The 17,472-nt window shown below is 64.3% G+C and carries 19 protein-coding genes; 13 read left to right on the forward strand and 6 right to left on the reverse strand.

The genetic code is table 11. From position 1 onward, the window contains the following. Positions 1-153 precede the first annotated feature (153 nt). Both rnhA and CV102_RS23345 read left to right on the forward strand, forming a co-directional pair. Complete coding sequence (gene rnhA / locus CV102_RS23340) at positions 154-747, forward strand: ribonuclease HI (protein WP_148860417.1); 594 nt, start codon at positions 154-156, stop codon at positions 745-747. A gap of 57 nt (positions 748-804) precedes the next feature. Then, positions 805-1,455, forward strand: a complete 651-nt coding sequence (locus CV102_RS23345; RefSeq protein WP_148860418.1) for a DUF7108 family protein — start codon at positions 805-807, stop codon at positions 1,453-1,455. 4 nt (positions 1,456-1,459) lie between these two features. Here CV102_RS23345 and CV102_RS23350 read toward each other — a convergent pair whose 3' ends face one another. Then, the gene (locus CV102_RS23350; protein WP_148860419.1) at positions 1,460-1,819 is read right to left on the reverse strand and encodes a PadR family transcriptional regulator; all 360 of its coding nucleotides are present in this window, start codon (positions 1,817-1,819) and stop codon (positions 1,460-1,462) included. 203 nt (positions 1,820-2,022) lie between these two features. On the opposite strand from CV102_RS23350, the gene CV102_RS23355 reads away from it, so the two are divergent. From CV102_RS23355 to CV102_RS23365, 4 genes are all read left to right on the forward strand, one after another. Beyond that, on the forward strand, positions 2,023-2,556 hold the full coding sequence (locus tag CV102_RS23355; RefSeq protein WP_148860420.1) for an inorganic diphosphatase: 534 nt from the start codon (positions 2,023-2,025) through the stop codon (positions 2,554-2,556). Positions 2,557-2,681: 125 nt separating this feature from the next. Continuing rightward, a complete protein-coding gene (locus tag CV102_RS26280; RefSeq protein WP_187433095.1) occupies positions 2,682-2,822 on the forward strand; it encodes a hypothetical protein in 141 nt (46 codons plus the stop codon). A gap of 136 nt (positions 2,823-2,958) precedes the next feature. After that, positions 2,959-4,302 carry an alkaline phosphatase family protein gene (locus tag CV102_RS23360; protein ID WP_148860421.1) on the forward strand — a complete coding sequence of 448 codons (1,344 nt, stop codon included), beginning with the start codon at positions 2,959-2,961 and terminating at the stop codon, positions 4,300-4,302. 163 nt (positions 4,303-4,465) lie between these two features. Next, positions 4,466-5,791, forward strand: coding sequence for a M14 family metallopeptidase (locus tag CV102_RS23365; RefSeq protein WP_148860422.1), 1,326 nt, complete (start codon positions 4,466-4,468; stop codon positions 5,789-5,791). Between the two features lie 12 nt (positions 5,792-5,803). Here the strand turns inward: CV102_RS23365 and CV102_RS23370 are convergent, their stop codons facing one another. From CV102_RS23370 to CV102_RS23385, 4 genes are read right to left on the reverse strand one after another with little or no spacing between them, the layout of a single operon-like run. Next, positions 5,804-6,808 carry an amino acid ABC transporter permease gene (locus CV102_RS23370; RefSeq protein WP_148860423.1) on the reverse strand — a complete coding sequence of 335 codons (1,005 nt, stop codon included), beginning with the start codon at positions 6,806-6,808 and terminating at the stop codon, positions 5,804-5,806. Continuing rightward, positions 6,801-7,586, reverse strand: a complete 786-nt coding sequence (locus CV102_RS23375) for an amino acid ABC transporter ATP-binding protein (RefSeq protein WP_148860424.1) — start codon at positions 7,584-7,586, stop codon at positions 6,801-6,803. Before CV102_RS23375 ends, CV102_RS23370 begins: the two co-directional genes overlap by 8 nt. A 1-nt stretch (position 7,587) precedes the next feature. After that, positions 7,588-8,325, reverse strand: coding sequence for an amino acid ABC transporter permease (locus tag CV102_RS23380; protein ID WP_148860425.1), 738 nt, complete (start codon positions 8,323-8,325; stop codon positions 7,588-7,590). A gap of 1 nt (position 8,326) precedes the next feature. Then, positions 8,327-9,274 (reverse strand): transporter substrate-binding domain-containing protein, encoded by a 948-nt coding sequence (locus tag CV102_RS23385; RefSeq protein WP_148860426.1) that lies wholly within the window; start codon positions 9,272-9,274, stop codon positions 8,327-8,329. A gap of 200 nt (positions 9,275-9,474) precedes the next feature. Between CV102_RS23385 and CV102_RS23390 the strand changes: the two genes are divergently transcribed. From CV102_RS23390 to CV102_RS23420, 7 genes are all read left to right on the forward strand, one after another. Then, entirely contained in the window at positions 9,475-9,888 is a 414-nt protein-coding gene (locus CV102_RS23390; protein WP_148860427.1) for a DUF371 domain-containing protein, read from the forward strand. A 648-nt stretch (positions 9,889-10,536) separates the two neighbouring features. After that, positions 10,537-11,352 (forward strand): endonuclease III domain-containing protein, encoded by an 816-nt coding sequence (locus CV102_RS23395; protein ID WP_148860428.1) that lies wholly within the window; start codon positions 10,537-10,539, stop codon positions 11,350-11,352. A gap of 154 nt (positions 11,353-11,506) precedes the next feature. Further along, positions 11,507-11,755, forward strand: coding sequence for a hypothetical protein (locus CV102_RS23400; protein ID WP_148860429.1), 249 nt, complete (start codon positions 11,507-11,509; stop codon positions 11,753-11,755). A 189-nt stretch (positions 11,756-11,944) separates the two neighbouring features. Next, the gene (locus CV102_RS23405; protein ID WP_148860430.1) at positions 11,945-13,093 is read left to right on the forward strand and encodes an ABC transporter substrate-binding protein; all 1,149 of its coding nucleotides are present in this window, start codon (positions 11,945-11,947) and stop codon (positions 13,091-13,093) included. A gap of 52 nt (positions 13,094-13,145) precedes the next feature. Then, entirely contained in the window at positions 13,146-14,285 is a 1,140-nt protein-coding gene (locus CV102_RS23410; RefSeq protein ID WP_148860431.1) for an ABC transporter ATP-binding protein, read from the forward strand. 6 nt (positions 14,286-14,291) lie between these two features. Continuing rightward, on the forward strand, positions 14,292-15,206 hold the full coding sequence (locus CV102_RS23415; RefSeq protein WP_148860432.1) for an ABC transporter permease: 915 nt from the start codon (positions 14,292-14,294) through the stop codon (positions 15,204-15,206). Then, the gene (locus CV102_RS23420) at positions 15,199-16,008 is read left to right on the forward strand and encodes an ABC transporter permease (RefSeq protein ID WP_148860433.1); all 810 of its coding nucleotides are present in this window, start codon (positions 15,199-15,201) and stop codon (positions 16,006-16,008) included. The genes CV102_RS23415 and CV102_RS23420 overlap by 8 nt, the downstream gene beginning before the upstream one ends. A gap of 101 nt (positions 16,009-16,109) precedes the next feature. On the opposite strand, the gene CV102_RS23425 is transcribed toward CV102_RS23420, so the two are convergent. After that, positions 16,110-17,090: an EamA family transporter gene (locus CV102_RS23425; protein ID WP_148860434.1), complete on the reverse strand. Its 981-nt coding sequence runs from the start codon at positions 17,088-17,090 to the stop codon at positions 16,110-16,112. Between the last annotated feature and the right edge of the window lie 382 nt (positions 17,091-17,472).

Genomic DNA, 17,472 nt, shown 5'->3' on the forward strand with positions numbered 1-17,472 from the left:
ATAGTAGTACTACTATGGTATATAAGTTCTGGGTTTTCGTTTTCGACCACTGATCCGTATTTGCCGAAAAAGGCACTCACAGGCGTTCAAGCGGGGGGTTTACGCATAGAAACCGGAAAACATTTATTCGGTTCTGATCGACCACAGGCACGAATGCCGGTCATCGAGTGTGACGTCGACGTAGCCCGCGACCGTCTCGAGGAAGTAGGCGTGACCGTCGAACCCGGAAACACCGATCACGAGCGCTGGCGAGCCACTCGCGACGATGCGACGGCGGTGGCCTACGACGACAAGGTCGTGATCCAGGGCGAAAATCCGCGAAAACTCGAGGCGCTGCTCCGCGACGGCGGCGGTCGGGCGCACGTCTACTTCGACGGGGCGTGCCGCGGCAATCCTGGCCCCGCGGCTATCGGCTGGCTGATCGTCACCGGCGACGGTATCGTCGCCGAGGGGAACGAACGGATCGGTCGCGCGACGAACAACCAGGCGGAGTACGCCGCGCTGATCACGGCCCTCGAGGCGGCCCGCGAGTACGGCTACGACGAGGTACACGCCCGTGGCGACTCCGAACTCATCGTCAAACAGGTCCGAGGCGAGTACGACACGAACAACCCAGAACTGCGCGAAAAGCGGGTGACCGCGCTCGAACTGCTCTCTTCGTTCGACGAGTGGACGCTCGAGCACGTCCCGCGCGAGGTCAACAACCGGGCGGACGGACTCGCGAACGAGGCCCTGGACCAGGGGTAAGCGACGCGGCTGATCCGACATCGGCAAGCGAAAAAGCCCGCAGTGCGAAGCGTTCCTATGAGCGATCGATTCGCAGGCGACCACGGCGGTGAGGACGACGTCACCGACCCGGCGGACGACGCCGACGAACCGGAGGCTACCGGAAACGAACTCCCCGACGAGGTCGTGGACGAAGCCGAACGTCGGACCCGCCTCGCACGCACCGCGACCGACGAGAACGAGCGCGCCGTCCACCTCGACCGACGTAGTCAACTGCTCGAGGAGTACGAGTTCACCGCTCGCGTTCGGGAGGACGACGACGCGACCCTCGTGCTCCACCCGGCGGAGTGGAACGCGGACGGCGTCATCAGGACGGATCGCATCGAGGACATCTCGCGCGCGGTCGAAATCCCGCTCGAGGGGGCCGAAGATCCCGACGACTGGAACGCAGTAGACGAGCACAACCGCGAACTCGCCGCCGAGGTCAGAGCAGCCCACGGCGACGTCCACGGCGACAACGCGCTCGCGCTCGCGGACTTCTTCGGGAATCACTACGCGAAGCCGATCGAATCCGCGACGGCCGCGGAGCTCGAGGAGTTCTGTCGTGACTACTTCGTACGGAACGCGTGGCCATCGGCAAAACAACGGGACGTGATCGAGGAATCGATCCGTCTCGTTTTCCAGACGGCTGCGGAACCGGTGCCCGAATTTCGGAAACAGCCGTCGTAGCGATTCAGTAGCTCTCGTCGACGATCTCGCTGATCTCGTCCGCGCGGTCGTCGCCGGTAACGACCTTCGAGAGCGTCCACTGGATCCCGTCGAGAACGGCCTCGTAGCCCTCGTCGGTCAGGGAGTACTGGTTGGTTCGTTTGTCGAGTTCGCTCTTCTCGACCAGTCCGAGCTCGACGAGTTCGTCGAGGTTCGGGTAGAGTCGGCCGTGGTTGACCTCCGTCCCGTAGTACTCCTCGAGTTCCCGCTTGATCGCCAGGCCGTACATCGGCTCCTTGGCGAGGATGGTGAGGATGTTGTTCTGGAACGCGGTAAGTTCGCGTGCGATACTCTGGTCGCCGGTGATTGATTGTGCCTCTGACATAGCTGCGCAAATGTCACCAAACTATTTAAGACTTGTCAACTATTCGTTCGAATCGACCGGTCAGCTGTCGTCTAACCGACCGTGTCGACACAGATACAGCGGCGTATCTGGACCAGTCTCTGCCGGCTGGCCGCCAGCCGTCACCTGTGATCTCCAACACGATTACGAAAGTACTTTTTGATCCACCGTGGAGTTTCGGGTACATGGTCAATCTCTGGGAAGACCTCGAAACAGGACCGAATGCACCCGAAGAAATCTATGCTGTCGTCGAGTGTCTCAAAGGCGAGCGTAACAAGTACGAGTACGACAAGGACGTTCCCGGCGTCGTTCTCGATCGCGTACTCCACTCGAACGTTCACTACCCTTCGGATTACGGCTTCATCCCGCAGTCGTACTACGACGACGAGGATCCCTTCGACGTGCTCGTCCTCGTCGAGGACCAGACGTTCCCCGGCTGCGTCATCGAGGCTCGTCCCGTCGCACTCATGAAGATGGACGACGACGGCGAGCAGGACGACAAGGTCATCGCCGTTCCGAGCGAGGATCCGCGCTACGATCACATCGAGGACCTCGAGGACATTCCCCAGCAGCAACTCGACGAGATCGACGAGTTCTTCACAACCTACAAGAACTTAGAGGAGGGCAAGGAAGTCGAGACGCTGGGCTGGGAGGACAGGCAGGCCGCCTACGACGCGATCGAGCACGCACAGGATCTCTACGAAGAGCACTTCGAATAGCGAGGCATCGCCTCTTCTCTCGGTATTGGTTCCCTCGGATTCACCAGAGTTATCTTCGCCCCGAGGACGCATGCATTATGAGCATGGGTAATTTTATTGAGTGGGCTGCCGTAGTGACGTCCGTCATGGCAGCAACCAACCCGTCCCCACGAGAGTCCGTGTCGGCCGACGAGCCGGCCGACTCCGGTACCGGAATGGCCCATCTGACGGTCGTTCCGACGAACTTCGACTCCGACCGACGGACGACGGACGATCCGAACGCGTAATCTCCTTACTGGCGGTAGCTGTTCGTTGCCCACACTCTGGTAGTCGCTGTGAGAACTCCGGGAGACGTCGCCACCCGTTCTCGAAAACAGTGTCTCGAAACGAACCTTCTTGTATGCGGTCGGACTACGGGCCCTTATGGGTCTGTTCGACCGGCTACGGGGCGACGGCAACCCCCGAGTCGCGTTTATCGGAGTCGACGGCGTGCCGTACAGTCTCCTCTCAGAGAACGAGGATCTGTTCCCCAACTTCGCCTCACTTGCAGCGGACGGGACGGCCAGCGAAATCTCGAGTATCGTCCCGCCCGAGTCGAGCGCGTGCTGGCCGTCACTGACGACCGGCGTCAATCCCGGTGAGACGGGCGTTTACGGTTTCCAGGACCGGGAAGTCGGGACCTACGACACCTACGTTCCGATGGGTCGCGAGGTCCAGGCCGATCGGGTCTGGGACCACGTCCAGAACGAGGGTCTCAAGGCGACGGTGATGAACGTGCCCGTGACGTTCCCACCGCAGCGCAACGTCCAGCGGATGGTCTCCGGCTTTCTCTCTCCAGATCTCGAGAAGGCCGCCCATCCCGACGACGTTCGTGACTATCTCGAGACGCTCGACTACCGGATCGACGTCAACCCGAAACTCGGCCACGAGGAGAACAAGGAGGCGTTCATCGAGGACGCTCACGAGACGATCGACGCCCGCTTCGAGGCGTTCGAACACTACATCGAGGAGGACGACTGGGATCTCTTCTTCGGCGTCTTCATGACGACCGACCGGGTCAATCACTTCCTCTTTAAGGACTACGAGCGCGACGGCCAGTACCACGACGAGTTTATCGAGTTCTATCAGAAGGTCGACAACTACATCGGTCGCCTCCGCGAGGCGGTTCCCGACGACGTCACCCTCATCGTCGCCTCCGACCACGGCTTTACCAGCCTCGACTACGAGGTCCACTTCAACGAGTGGCTCCAGGAGGAGGGCTGGCTTTCCTTCGGCACGGACGAACCCGAGGAACTGAGCGACATCGCCGACGAAACGAAAGCGTACTCGTTCATCCCCGGCCGCTTCTACATCAACCTCGAGGGCCGCGAGCCCCGCGGCTCGGTCCCCGAGGAGGAGTACGACGAGGTCCGGGACGAACTCAAGGCCGATCTCGAGGCGCTCGAGGGGCCCGACGGGAAGAAGGTCGTCGACCGCGTCGTCGAGAAGGAACAGGCGTTCCGCGGCGACCACGACGACATCGCGCCGGATCTGGTCGCGATTCCGAACAACGGCTTCGACCTCAAGTCCGGGTTCAAAGCGGACTCCGAGGTGTTCACGACCGGGCCACGCAACGGGATGCACAGCTTCGACGACACGTCGCTGTACATCGACGATCCCGACGCCTCGATCGGCGACGCCGACCTCTTCGACATCACGCCGACGATCCTCGACCTGCTCGACGTCGAGTACAGCCGCGGCGATTTCGACGGCGCGAGTCTAGTCTAGCGCCCTACGGCATTTCGTCCCGTCCGACGTCTTCGCAGTTCCCGTTCGTATTCTCTCGCACACTCGCGGTTTCTTTTCCTGACGATAGGAGTTGCGGTAACCATCTGCCATGGCAGTAATTATTTTTATCGGCGGATAATACAGTCTTACCGGAGTTCAATCAATGAGAAGACGAACATTCATCAAGTCGACAGGTGCGTCGGCGGCGATCCTCGGTCTCGCCGGAATCGGCAGCGCGGACGACGATCATTACCGACCGCGCGGGCCGTGGCCGCCGAACGAGAACGCGATCAACTACGAGTCGTACCTCGACAACGAGGAACTGGCCGACCGGCTCCACGGGATCGACCAGCGGAGCGACCGCGTCGAACTTCGGGAGATCGGCCAATCGGCCGGCCGAAACGATCCGATCTGGGAGGTAACCCTCGGCGACGGCGACGAGAACGTCCACATGATCAACGGGATCCACGGCGACGAGCCGGCCGGCGTCGAGGCCACCCTTCGGGTTCTCGAGCGACTCGCGGAGGGCTCCTCGCCGGAGGTCGAGGCGATCCTCGACACCCTCTCGCTGACGATCGTTCCGGACGCGAACCCCGACGGGAACGAGTTCCGGGGCGACAGCGGGGTCGAAGACGAGGGGGACCGCATCCAGCGTCGCGTCAACACGACCGAGTGGGAAGAGGGTGACTCCCTTCGGCGACCTCAGTACTTCTACGAGTTCCTCGACGTCGGTGGCTACGATCTCAACCGCGACTTCAGCGTCGTCACCGACTTCACGCCGGTCGAGGACGAACGCGAGGAGTTGTGGCGCGAGTCGGACGATCTCTGGTTTTACGATCTGCCGACCGACGAGATTCCGCTCGAGCCGACGATCGACGATCCGCCGGAAGTCATCGAGAACCACGGCCTGCGGATCAACCCCGAAACCCGCGCGGTAACGGAGTCGTACCTCGAGGCCGACCCCGACTGGGCGCTGACCCATCATCACCAGGGCGGGGTCGTCGACCCCGACTCCACGGACGAGTCGGGACCGGACTGGCAGACGATGATGAGCGTGATGGCGCCGCAGGGGCCGGCCTACGCCGACATCTCCGACGACATCGAGGAGGGTGGCGGCAACATTTTCATGAGCGAGGACGCACAGAAGCGCTCCCTCCAGCTCGGGATCCTGGCAAAGGACGCGATGCAGGCCCGCGGCGGCGGTCGACTCGACAAGATCAACCGCTTCCCGTACGGGCCGCTCTGGGGCTCCTACGAGGAGGCGCTCCCCCCTCAGACCGACGCCGCGGCGCTGCTCTACGAGGTCGCCCACCAGAGCGAGGATCGCGGTCAGATGGCGGTCGGCACGACGATCAACGTGACCGTCAAGGTCTACATGGAGACCTTCCGACGCATCGCCGACGGTTCGATCGACGAAATCGACGAGACGCGGTACTTCGACGAGATGTCCGTGGCGTCGCCTCCCCTCGAGAACCCCCACGGACGATAACTCTCGCGTCGGTCACTCTCGCTCGCCCTCCGTTTTTCCCTGATGGCGACCCTCGGCCTGCCCCAGGCCGGGGATGGCGACCTCTCGTTCGACACGGCTCATCAGCACCGTCGCCGTCAGCACGATCGCGAGATAGACGATCGCAATAGAGGCGTAGATCGCGGTGTGTTCGAACGTTCGCGAGGCGATCCGGGACGCCCGGTAGTAGAGCTCCGGCACCGTGATGAACGCCGCCAGCGACGAGTACTTGATCAGGTAGACGAGTTCGTTCGTCCAGGCGGGGATGGCGTACCGGAGCGTCTGCGGCATCACGACGAACCGGAGTCCCTCGAGCTGGGAGAGCCCGACCGACCGCGCGGCGGTGAGCTGGCCGCGGTCGACGCTCTCGAGTGCGCCGCGGATGTACTCTGCCTGGTAGGCGGAGCTGTTGATCGTAAACCCCACGACCGCGATGATGAACGCCTGGTCGGGAATCGGCCCCTGGCCGATCGTTTCGACGCCGTGGAGCCAGACGGCGAACGGGAGCCCGAAGTAGAGCACGAATAGCTGGGCGAGCAGCGGCGTCCCCCTGATGAGTTCGATGTATCCCAGCGCGAGCCACCGGAACGGGCCGCCGTAGACCCGGACGAGACTCAGCGGGACGGCGATGAGCAACCCGAGAACGATGCTCACGACGGTCAGGACGATCGTGTACCACGCACCGACTGCCAGCACGGGCGCAATGTCGACCGCCACGCCGACGGCGCCGACGACCGATCCGACCCAGTCGACGACGCCCGCGAACGGGCCGTAGGCGTCGGCCGACGCCGCAAGTCGCTCGGCGGTCGTCTCGAACGGCTCGGCCTCGAGGAAGTGTACTCCGGCACCGGGCCCGATCCCGATGCGAGCGAGCACCCAGTCGTTGATCCAGCGGGTGAGGAGCCAGCCCCAGAACGCGACCGCGGCGAGGACGGCGAGGACGCGTCCGATGCGGATCTCGGGCAGCGTCAGTCTCCGGGCGTCGGTCGAACTAGCCATAGATGCTCTCGAGGAATTCGCGGGTTCGCTCGCGCTCCGGGCGCTCGAACAGCCGCTCGGGCGGGCCGCGCTCGACGACCTGCCCGCCCTCGAGGAACGTGATGCTGTCGGCGGCCGATCTGGCGAAGCGCATCTCGTGGGTCACCACGAGCATGGTCATCCCCGCCTCGACGAGCCGTTCCATCACCTCGAGGACGCTGTTCGAGAGTTCGGGGTCGAGCGCGCTCGTCGGCTCGTCGAACAGCATCAGCTTTGGATCCATGGCGAGGGCGCGGGCGATCCCGACGCGCTGTTTCTGGCCGCCCGAGAGCTGCGCCGGATAGGAGTCGACCTGGTCGCTCAGCCCGACGTTCGCCAGTTCACGATCCGCTCGATCGCGGGCCTCGCTCTTGCCGAAGCCGCGGACGCGGCGGAGTCCCAGCGTGACGTTTTCGCGTGCCGTGAGGTGGGCGAAGAGGTTGATGTCCTGGAACACCATCCCGACCTGCTGGCGCAACTCGTTGACGTTCGCGTCGGCGTCGGTCACGCGCTCGCCGTCGAGGTAGATCGCCCCCTCGTCGATCTCTGTCAGCCGATTGACACAGCGCAGGAGCGTCGACTTGCCGCTTCCCGAGGGGCCGACCAGTACCTCGACGTCGCCCCGATCGACCTCGAGGTCGATCCCGCGGAACACCTGCTCGGTGCCGAACGACTTCCAGACGTTCTCGATGCGCAGTAGCGGTTCGTGCTCGGCTCGTCGACGTTCGTTGTCCCGCTCGTCTGTTCGTTGTGCGGTCATCTCATCCCTCCCCCGGAATCGCGTACCGGTCGTTCACGTAGTCGAGCGTGCGATTCGTCGAAATCGTCAGCAGGAAGTAGATCAGGCTGGCGAAGACGAACAGCTCCAGCGCCGCGGTCGTCTGCTGGGTCATCAGGTCGTGGGAGTGTCTGAGGAGTTCGCCGAGCCCGATGGCGAAGGCGATGCTGGTGTCTTTGAGCACGATGGTGAACTCGTTCTGGAAGCCCGGGACGCTTCGCCGGAGTGCCTGGGGAACCAACACGTAGCCGATCGCTTCCCGCTTCGACATACCGATCGACTGGGCGGCCTCGAGCTGGCCGGGATCGATGCTCCGCAGCGCGCCCCGGAAGATCTGCGACTGGTAGGCGGCGCTGCGGACGCCCAGCGCGAGGACGGCCGCCTGGAACGGCTCGCTGGCCGGCAGGACGTACAGCCACTCGAGCGGGAACACGAAGAACGTGAACACCATGATCACGAGGATCGGCGTGCCCCTGATCGCGACGCCCGCTTTCCGGACGACGCCGCTCGAGAACCGGCCGCCGTAGAGTTCGATCGCTCCCGCCGGGAAGCCGAGCAGGAGCCCGAGCACGATGCTCGTCGCCGTCAGCGCGACGGTGATCACCGCCCCGGCGAGCAGGTACTCGTAGTTGTCGAGGACGAACAGCCAGTCCTCGGCGGCGACGGCGGCGATGGGTTCGACCGTCTCGAGCGGAAGCGCCGTCGACGATGCCGCGATCACGTTAGCCGACCAACCCCGCGACGGACTGCTCGTCGTCCTCGTCTTCGTCGTCCTCGTCGGCGTCGTCACCCCCGAACCACTCCGCGACGAGGTCGTCGAACGTGCTGTCCTCCTCGATCGTCGCCAGCCCTTCGTTCAGCGCCTCCCGCAGGTCGTCGTCCTCCTGGCGGACGCCGAGGCCGAACTCCTCGCCGGTCTCGTGCGTGAACGCCACCTCGACGTTCCGCTCGTCGGCGAACGTGTCGCCGACCGGTTCGTCGATGACGATCGCTTCCACGATTCCCCGCTCCAGATCCTCCACGGCCAGGACGTAGCTGTCGTACGAGGAGTAGTCCCCCTCGCCGATCCGTCCCTCCTCGATCAACTCCTCTTCGACGACCCCCTCGCCGGTGGTCCCGACCTGCGCGGCCACCGTCTGTCCGTCGAAGTCCTCGAGCGACTCCGGCTGGAAGTCGGCATCTTCGGCGACCAGCACGGACTGATCGGCGCTAAAGTAGGGGTCCGTGAAGGCGATCTGTTCCTCGCGCTCTTCGGTGATCGTCATCGCCGCGGCGATCAGGTCGATGCTGCCGTCCTCGAGCGCCGGGATCAGCGAGCCGAACTCCATGTCCTGCCACTCCTCGTGTTCGTACCCCTCGGCCTCCTCGAGTACCGCTTCGGTCAGGTCGACGTCGAAGCCGACGATCTCGCCGTCCTCGATCATCTCGAACGGCGGGAACCCCGCCTCCGTTCCGACGACGATGCCCTCGGCCTCGCCGTTCTCCTCGTCGTTCTCGTCGGCCTCGATTTCGCCGTCGTCGTCCTCAGCGCCCCCTTCGTCGTCCTCCGCCGCCGCTTCCGGATCGCCGTCTTCCCCGAGACAGCCGGCGGCGAGCAGTACGACTCCGGTGGTTCCTCCGTACCGGAGGGCGTCTCTGCGCGTGATATGGTCGTTGGTAACACCAGACATAGGTTCCCGTCCCATAGACGCGAGCATAATTGTTTGGGGTGGAAACGGCCTATTACGAACGTTTCGGGCGCTGAAACGTAAGAATAAGATTTCGGGAGTGCCGTCATAGAGGGAAATCTCGTGCGCCAGACGATCGCCGCCGGCGACCGCGTCGAACCGGAATTCGATCCCGTTTTCCGGCCGGCAACGAACCGGTCTGCATGGACGAGGTCATCCACGCCCGCGGCCACGAGCACGTCAGCGCCGAGCACGCGAGCACGTTCGAGGTGACGACCGACGACTATCTGACCCCCGCCGGGGACTGCATCCTGGCGATCGACGCCGATCGAGCACCCGCCGACTTCGATCCCGAGTTCGTCGAGGCCTGTCAGGACGAGGCGGCGACGATCACGGTCACGATAGCGACCGACGACCACCGCGAATCGGTCGAGGGACGGGGCGACCCCGACCTCGAGTTGACGAACGAGCGCAGCGCGGTCGGGCGGACCAGCGACTACGTCGACGACCGCACGATCGTGGTCGGCGCCGAGTTCGCCGCCGAGGGGTTCGACCGCGACCTGATCGACGCGCTGGCCGACGGCGCCGAGGTGACGGTGACGATCACTGTGGAGTGACCGCGGTTGCGAACGCGACATCGGTTCGTCTCCGTACACTTCGAACAACCCGACACACGAAGCGTTTTCGTCAGCACGGGGAAACTGCGTCTCACCTCGGTTCAGCGTACTCTCCTGCGGTGGCGCGCGCTGTCGACCGACCGAGCGAAAGCGAGGGCGGTCGATGACGTTGCGCGAGGGATGAGCGAGCGACGTAAGGAGCGAGCGAATCGGTTGGGGAGGACGTGGCAATCCAGTGTGTTCGCGCGAGCAGGACGTGCTCCTGTCGGTATCACCGTCGACCTATCGGTATCACCGTCGACCTATCGGTATCACCGTCGACCTATCGGTATCACCGTCGACCTATCGGTATCACCGTCGACCTATCGGTATCACCGTCGACCTATCGGTATCACCGTCGACCTATCGGTATCACCGTCGACCTATCGGTATCACCGTCGAAAGCCCCTGGCCCCTTTCAAACCCACCCGGCGGTGGGTGGTCGAGCGTGCAGACTCGAGCCGGACGTTCCATTCGTACTCCTCCGGAACGGTGGCTTCGAATTCGACGCGAGCGCGAGCAACGCACGCACTAACTGTCACTGTGGCAAACACGGAACGGACGTGCGGGACCGCCGCCGTTTTGCGCCCGGGGACCCTCCGCTCCCACATGAGCGACGACCAGGAGCCGACGGTCAACATCAGCGGCGGCGTCGAGGGCGGCGGCACCGCCGCCGAGTTCGATCCGGCGACCGCCGACACCCGCGCCGAGCGCGTGGTCGACCGACTCGGCGAACTGTACTGGGAGAAGTCCTACGGCGGCCAGGACGCGTTCACCTGTCTCGTCCGGACGATCCTGAGCCAGAACACGAGTGACAAGGCGAGCCAGCCCGCCCACGACGCGTTGCTCGAGCGGTACAACGAGCCGGAAACGGATCTCGCGGCGGCGCTCGCCGACGCCGAGCAGTCGACGCTCGCCGAGACGATCAGCTCCGCGGGGCTGTACAACCAGAAGTCCGAGATGCTGATCGGGGCCGCCGAGTGGGTGCTCGAGGCGTTCGGCTCCGCCGCCGAGTTCGACGCCTTCGTCAGGGACGAAGAGCCCGAGACCGTCCGCGAGACGCTGCTCGAGGTTCGCGGCGTCGGTCCAAAAACTGCGGACTGCGTCCTGCTGTTCGCCGGCGGCCGCGGCGGCGTCTTCCCGGTGGACACGCACGTCCACCGGATCTACCGGCGGCTGGGGATCGCGCCGGCGGACGCCGATCACGAGGACGTTCGGGACGTCCTCGAGCGAGACGTCTCCGCCGCGAAGTGCGGCTTCGGCCACACGGCGACGATCCAGTTCGGCCGGGAGTACTGCACGGCGCGCAAGCCAGCCTGTCTGGAGGGGCCGGAGGCCTGCCCGATGACCGACGTCTGCGACCAGGTTGGCGTCTATCCCGAGACGGACGAGGTCGTCGACCCGGCCGATGCGCCGGAGTCCTGACGAAGGATCCACCCTGTGAATTCCGGACGAACTGAGCTCCGGAATCGTCGACGGGACGATCCCGTTGTCGCTCAATCTCGTCCTGCTCGTGACGATGTGGATCGGGCGGCTCGAGATCGTCGCCGCGCAATTGCTGCTCGAGGAGGTGTGGTAAATGGTCGACGTCGAACCCCTCCTGGAGACGCCCTTCGAGGAGACACCGAACCGCACGTTCGGGGCGTTGCTTCTGGCGAGGGTCGTCCTGCTCGAGGTGGTCGCCGTACTCGACCGCTCGCCGCTGACGATGGCGATCGTCGGCCTGTACCTGCTCGCCGTGCCGGGCTACGTCGCGGTTCGTGTCCAGGCGGGTGGAACCGGTATCGAACATCGGGCGAAGAGCGTTCGCAGCCGGAGACGGCCGTAGACGACGCGTGCGAGAACCAGTCGCCCGATTCGGTGGGAGATAATGCGTGAATCGGTCGTGAACGCAGTAACCGGGACACCGAATTCGGCCACACAGGTTCGATATGGGGGCTGATCCTCCTTATTTTAGCTATTTCTGCCCGACATCATAACACCTTTATGTTACAACCGGGGTAGACCCGGCGTACCAATGGCTGCAGACCCACACCGGGATGCAGAAACCAATGAGACGGAATCCGTGATCGATTCTTCAACAACTGCTCGTGCAACCTCGACGTCCAGGCGTCGGTTCCTCTCCGCGACGGCGGCCGGTTCGGCGGCCGGCCTCGCCGGCTGTGCGGAACTCGCCGGCAGCGACGCCGACGAGAGGCTGAGCGTCTGTGTCTGGAGTGGGAACTACGCCGACCGCTTCGAGGAAGGACTCGTCACCCAGTACGAGGACGAACACGACCTCGAAATCGACGTCCAGCGCGGGTGGAACGAGATTCTCGACGAGATCCGACAGGCCCCGGACGACGACCCGCCGTACGACGTCACGGTCGCCGAGGGGAACTTCTACTACTACGGCCGACAGGACGACCTCTTCGAACCGATCGACGAGGACAACGTCCCCAACAGCGACGAGATCATCGACTACTACGCCGAGATGCGCGGGACGGAGTACGGGCTGCCGGTCGACGGCGCACCGTGTACCATCATCCACCGGGAGGATGCCGACGTCGACCCCGAGAGCTGGGGCGACCTCTCCTCGGAGGCCGTCGAACAGAGCCGCGGGATCGGCGTCGACACGGGCTTCTGGTGGTACCCGCTCTACGCCGCCGCGATCGCCATGGACGAGGCCGAGGGTGCCGAAGAGATGCACGACGAGGACCTCCACGACGCGGTCCTCGAGACGGTCGAAGACTGGAACATCCAGACCTGGGCCGAGTCCGGCGAGGACATCTGGCAGGACTTCGAAAACGACGTCATCGACGTCGCCCAGTGGTACTACGACCAGACGGCCGCCGACATCGACGACTACGACGGCCTGACACACACCATGCCCGAACAGACCACCGGCTGGTTCAACAACTGGTGTGTGGTCAAGGGAACCGACATGCAGGACGAGGCCGAGGAGTTCATCAACTTCCTGCTCGACGGCGACGTCCAGACGGAGTGGGCCCAGGCCCATCCCATGGTCTTTAGCAACGAGAACATCGAGTACCCCGAGGAGTACGCGGACGACCTGCCGACCACGACCGAGGAGGCGGAGAACATCGCCTTCCCCGACTGGGAGTACCTCGCGGAACACGACTCCGACCTCGACGACGCGTTCACGAGCATCCAGCAGAGTTCCTGAGCGCTGAACCGTACGATCCACGCTATTTACATAACCGAACTTACCGAGACCAATGTCAGAAATCACGCTGTCCGAACTCGAAAAACAGTACGGCGACACGACTGCCGTCGAGGACGTGTCCGTCGACATCCGTGACGGCGAGTTGTTGTGTCTGCTCGGACCGAGCGGCAGCGGCAAGTCGACGACGCTACGGATGATCGCCGGACTCGAGGAACCGACCAGCGGCGAGATTACGATCAACGGCGAGGACGTCACCGACCAGTCCGCCTACGAACGGAATACGTCGACGGTGTTCCAGGACTGGGCGCTGTTCCCGCACAAGAGCGTCCTCGAGAACGTCGCGTTCGGACTGAAGATGCGCGACGTCCCGAAAGAACAGCGCCGCGAGCGCGCCGAGGCGATGCTCGAGCGGGTCCAGATGGGTGGCTACGGCGACGAGGACCCGACGAACCTGAGCGGCGGCCAGAAGCAACGCGTCGCGCTCGCCCGCTCGCTCGCGGTCAACCCGGACGTCCTGTTGCTCGACGAGCCGCTATCGAACCTCGACAAACGGCTCCGCGAGGACATGCAGATCGAACTCCGGGAGATCCACGAGGACGTCGAGGAGACCTTCGTCCACGTCACGCACGACCAGGACGAGGCGTTCACGCTGGCCGACCGCATCGGGATCATGAACGAGGGCGAACTGATCCAGGTCGGCGAGCCCACCGAGGTCTACGAGAACCCAGCGAACCGGTTCATCGAAGGGTTTCTGGGCGATACGAACTTCGTCGAGAGCGAGGCCGTCCGGGTCACCGACGACGCCGTCCACGTCGAGACGGAACTGGGCTACGAACTCGTGCTCCCGTCCGACGGCGACCCCGACGTTACCGAGGGGGCCGAACTGACGCTGTCGTTGCGTCCGGAGGTGCTCTCGATCGAGCAGGACGCGGCCGCCGACAGTATGGAGGGACACGAGCAGCCGGTGCTCGCCGACGGCAGCACGCTGAACGCCGTCGTCGGCACCGTCGAGAACGTCCTCTACCGGGGGTCGACGGTGCGGTACTCCGTCTCGGTCAACGGAACGTCGATGTTCGCCGAGCGAACGGGCGCGAACACCGACGCCTTGACCGCCGGCGAGGAGGTTCGCATCGAATGGGAAGGAGACGACGTCCTCGCGTTCCGCCCCGACGGATCGCAGGTCACGCTCTGAGAACCGATGACGGAGACACCAACACGCGTCCCGACGTCGATCGCGGCGGTTCGAGAGCGGATCGCCGGCCAGTCCAGTTCGAACCGAGCCCTGCTGTTGATGGCCCCACTGCTCGCGTTCGAGCTCCTGGTGTTCGTGATCCCGTTTTTTATCCTCCTGCGGATCAGCTTCGCGGAGTCGTCGGCCAACTTCGTCTACGCCGAGGGGACCGTCTCGCTCGAGGCGTACGCGAGCGTCCTCACCAACGAACTCCTCTGGAGCATCGTCGGCTACTCGTTTCTCATCGGAGTCGTCGTGACCGTCCTCTCGGTCCTCATCGGGCTGTTCTACGCGTACGCGATCTGGCGCTCGACGGGACTCGTCAAGTCGCTCCTGTTGTTTTCGGTCGTGTTGCCGCTGCTCACGACGCTCGTCATCAGGACGTACGCGTTCCGGCCGCTGCTGTCGCCGACTGGCACGCTCAACGAGATACTGCTCTCGCTCGGGCTGCTCTCGGAGCCGATCTCGTTCTACCCCGGAACGATCGCCGTCGTCATCGGACAGCTCTACATCGTGCTCCCCTACGCCGTGCTGGCGATCTACAGCGTGCTGGCGACGATGGACTGGCACGTCGTCGAGGCCGCACGCGACCTCGGCGCGAGCCGGCCACGATCGATACTCGAGGTCGTCGTCCCGCAGGTGATGCCGGGGATCATCGTCGCGACGGTGATCTCCTTCGCCTGGAGCGTCGGCGCCTACGCAGCACCTGGCGTGCTCTCGAGCAGCCTCACGTTCGCGATACAGGTCGAGGACATGATGTACGGGATGCGCTACCCCGAAGCGGGCGCGTTCTCGGTGCTCATGCTCCTGTTGATGCTCGCCAGTATCGCGATCATCTTTACCGTCCTCAACCGGTTCGGGGGTGAGTTCGACCTTGCATAGAGAAACGCTCGAGACCGCCGCCTTCCGCGCGGGCTACCTGTCGCTGCTCGCGATCATGCTGCTCCCGCTGCTGGTCGTCGTCGTGACGTCGTTCTCCGGCACGGGACGGCTCGCGTTCCCGCCGGAGAGCTTCTCGATCGCCTGGTACGGCGAGTTCCTCGACAGCGTTCGCTGGCTCGACGCCTTCACCAACAGCATCATCGTCGGCGTCGGAACGGCGCTCCTCGCGACGGTACTCGGCGTGACGGGTGCCTTCGGCCAGGAACTCGAGGACGACGATGGCCTGCTGGGCACGCTGCTCGCGCCGCTCGTCCTCGTCCCGCTGTTGATCCCGCCGGTCATCCTCGGGATCACACTGCTGATGTACTTCAACGAGTTCGGACTGCGCGGCTCCTACGCGAGCATCGTCCTCGCGCACACGCTGTGGGCGACGCCGCTGGTCTACTTCGTGATGCGCTCGGTGTTCAGCCGGTTCGACTGGCAGCAACTCGACGCCGCCCAGGACCTCGGTGCCGGTCCCGTCCAGTCGTTCGTCCACGTCGTGTTCCCGAACGTGAAACACGGCATCTTCGTCGGCGGGCTGCTCGCCTTCATCATCAGCCTCCAGGAGTTCGTGATGGCGCTGTTCCTCTCGACGCCGGGCACCCAGACGATCCCGGTGATCGCCTGGACCGAGATCCGGCAGGCGCTGGATCCGGTCGTCAGCGTCGTCTCGACGATCCTGGTCGTCATCTCGGTCGTCGCCATCGTCGCCGCGGTGATCGCGACGAACCTCGAGTGGCTCTCGAGACAGCTCTCCTGATCTCGCCGACTCGCTCTTTTTGTGCGGTCTGCTGTACCGCTGTACTGGAGCAACCGCGACCTGTCTGCGGTTGCTCCGGAAATGACGTACAGCAGTCCGTATCAGTAGCTGAACTGGATCAGCGCCGACCCAACGAGGATGATCATCGACGCCGAGGCCTTCTGGGCCAGCGTGAACGGATCGAACTGCTCCTCGAGCAAGGCGGGCGCGAGTTTCGACAGTGCGAGCGCGCCGACGAACACCATCATGACGTCGAGTTTGGTGATCGCGGTCGCCAGCGAGACCGGCCCGTGCTCGAGCGCCCGAATGAACGTAAACAGGGCGAGTGCGTTCAGCAGGCCTGCGGCGACCAGCACGACAATGCCCGCCGGCAACTTCGTCTCGGTCGGCGGCTCAATGGGAAGGCCAGCCACCGCGTCCGGCTCCAACCTCGGCCGGAAGCGTCCGCCGGTCCGGAACGGCACCGCTGCGCTCAGCGAGAGGGCGCCTCCGAGACTGATCCAGAAGAGCAACTCGACGGTTCCGAAGCTCGTCGTGAGCGCCTTCATCCCCGTGTTGAGGACGGCGAAGGCGGCCGCAGCCAGCAGTGCGACAGCGATTATCGGGGGGCTCACGCGAGGCTCGAGAGAGCCCTCGCCGAGTTCGACCGAGATGAACAGCGCCCCGAAGACGACGAGCGCGATACCGGCGTAGACGCCGCCAGGGAACGACTCGCCCAGCAAAAGCACGCCCAGTATCAACACGAAGATCGTCTCGATCGCGAGCGCCGGCACGAACCGGGAGACGTCGCCGACGACGAGCCCCCAGTAGTAGACGCCGTACGCGAGCGTCGAGACGACGCCGAACGCGATCGCGAGGAGGACCGTCGCCGTCGGAGCCGAAGTTCCACCGATCCCGCGTATCGCTCCCCACTCGAGGACCGGCCCGGCGACGACGTAGACCGCGTAGAACGGCGTGCAGGTGTAGATCGTCAGGGTGATCGGATCGTCGATCGACGCGCCGCTGACGACCTTCGAGAGCAGGGCGATCCCGGCGTAGATCGTCGCCGTGAGGACCGCATAGACGAGCCAGGTCGCGATCACCACCCGATCACCGACGGATTCCGGTTCACGGTGACGGAGTGGTCGACGGTTCGACGGGTCCGACAGTCTCGACGTCTCCAATACACGTTCTCCGAGCAAGCGGATCGAGGGACAAAGTTCGGTCGGTTCGCCCCACCGGAGTGGACGACCATCGTGACTCCGGTGACCGGTGCCGGCGTGGCGATCGGCGGCTCCCATCTTTGAGTTCCGATCGATCCGCGTCTTGCGTTCGAGCGCTCGTCGTCGGCCATTCGATCAGAAACGGAGACGCCGAATCAACAAGGGCTGGGCTTGCCACAGCCGTCAGGCTGGCCCGTCCCGGCGGACGCTCGTTTCGGGGTCGACAGACTGTCGAGTTTCTCGAGACCTGACACGAGGATCG

It is taken from the genome of Natronococcus pandeyae (genome assembly GCF_008122205.1).
GTDB lineage: Archaea > Halobacteriota > Halobacteria > Halobacteriales > Natrialbaceae > Natronococcus > Natronococcus pandeyae.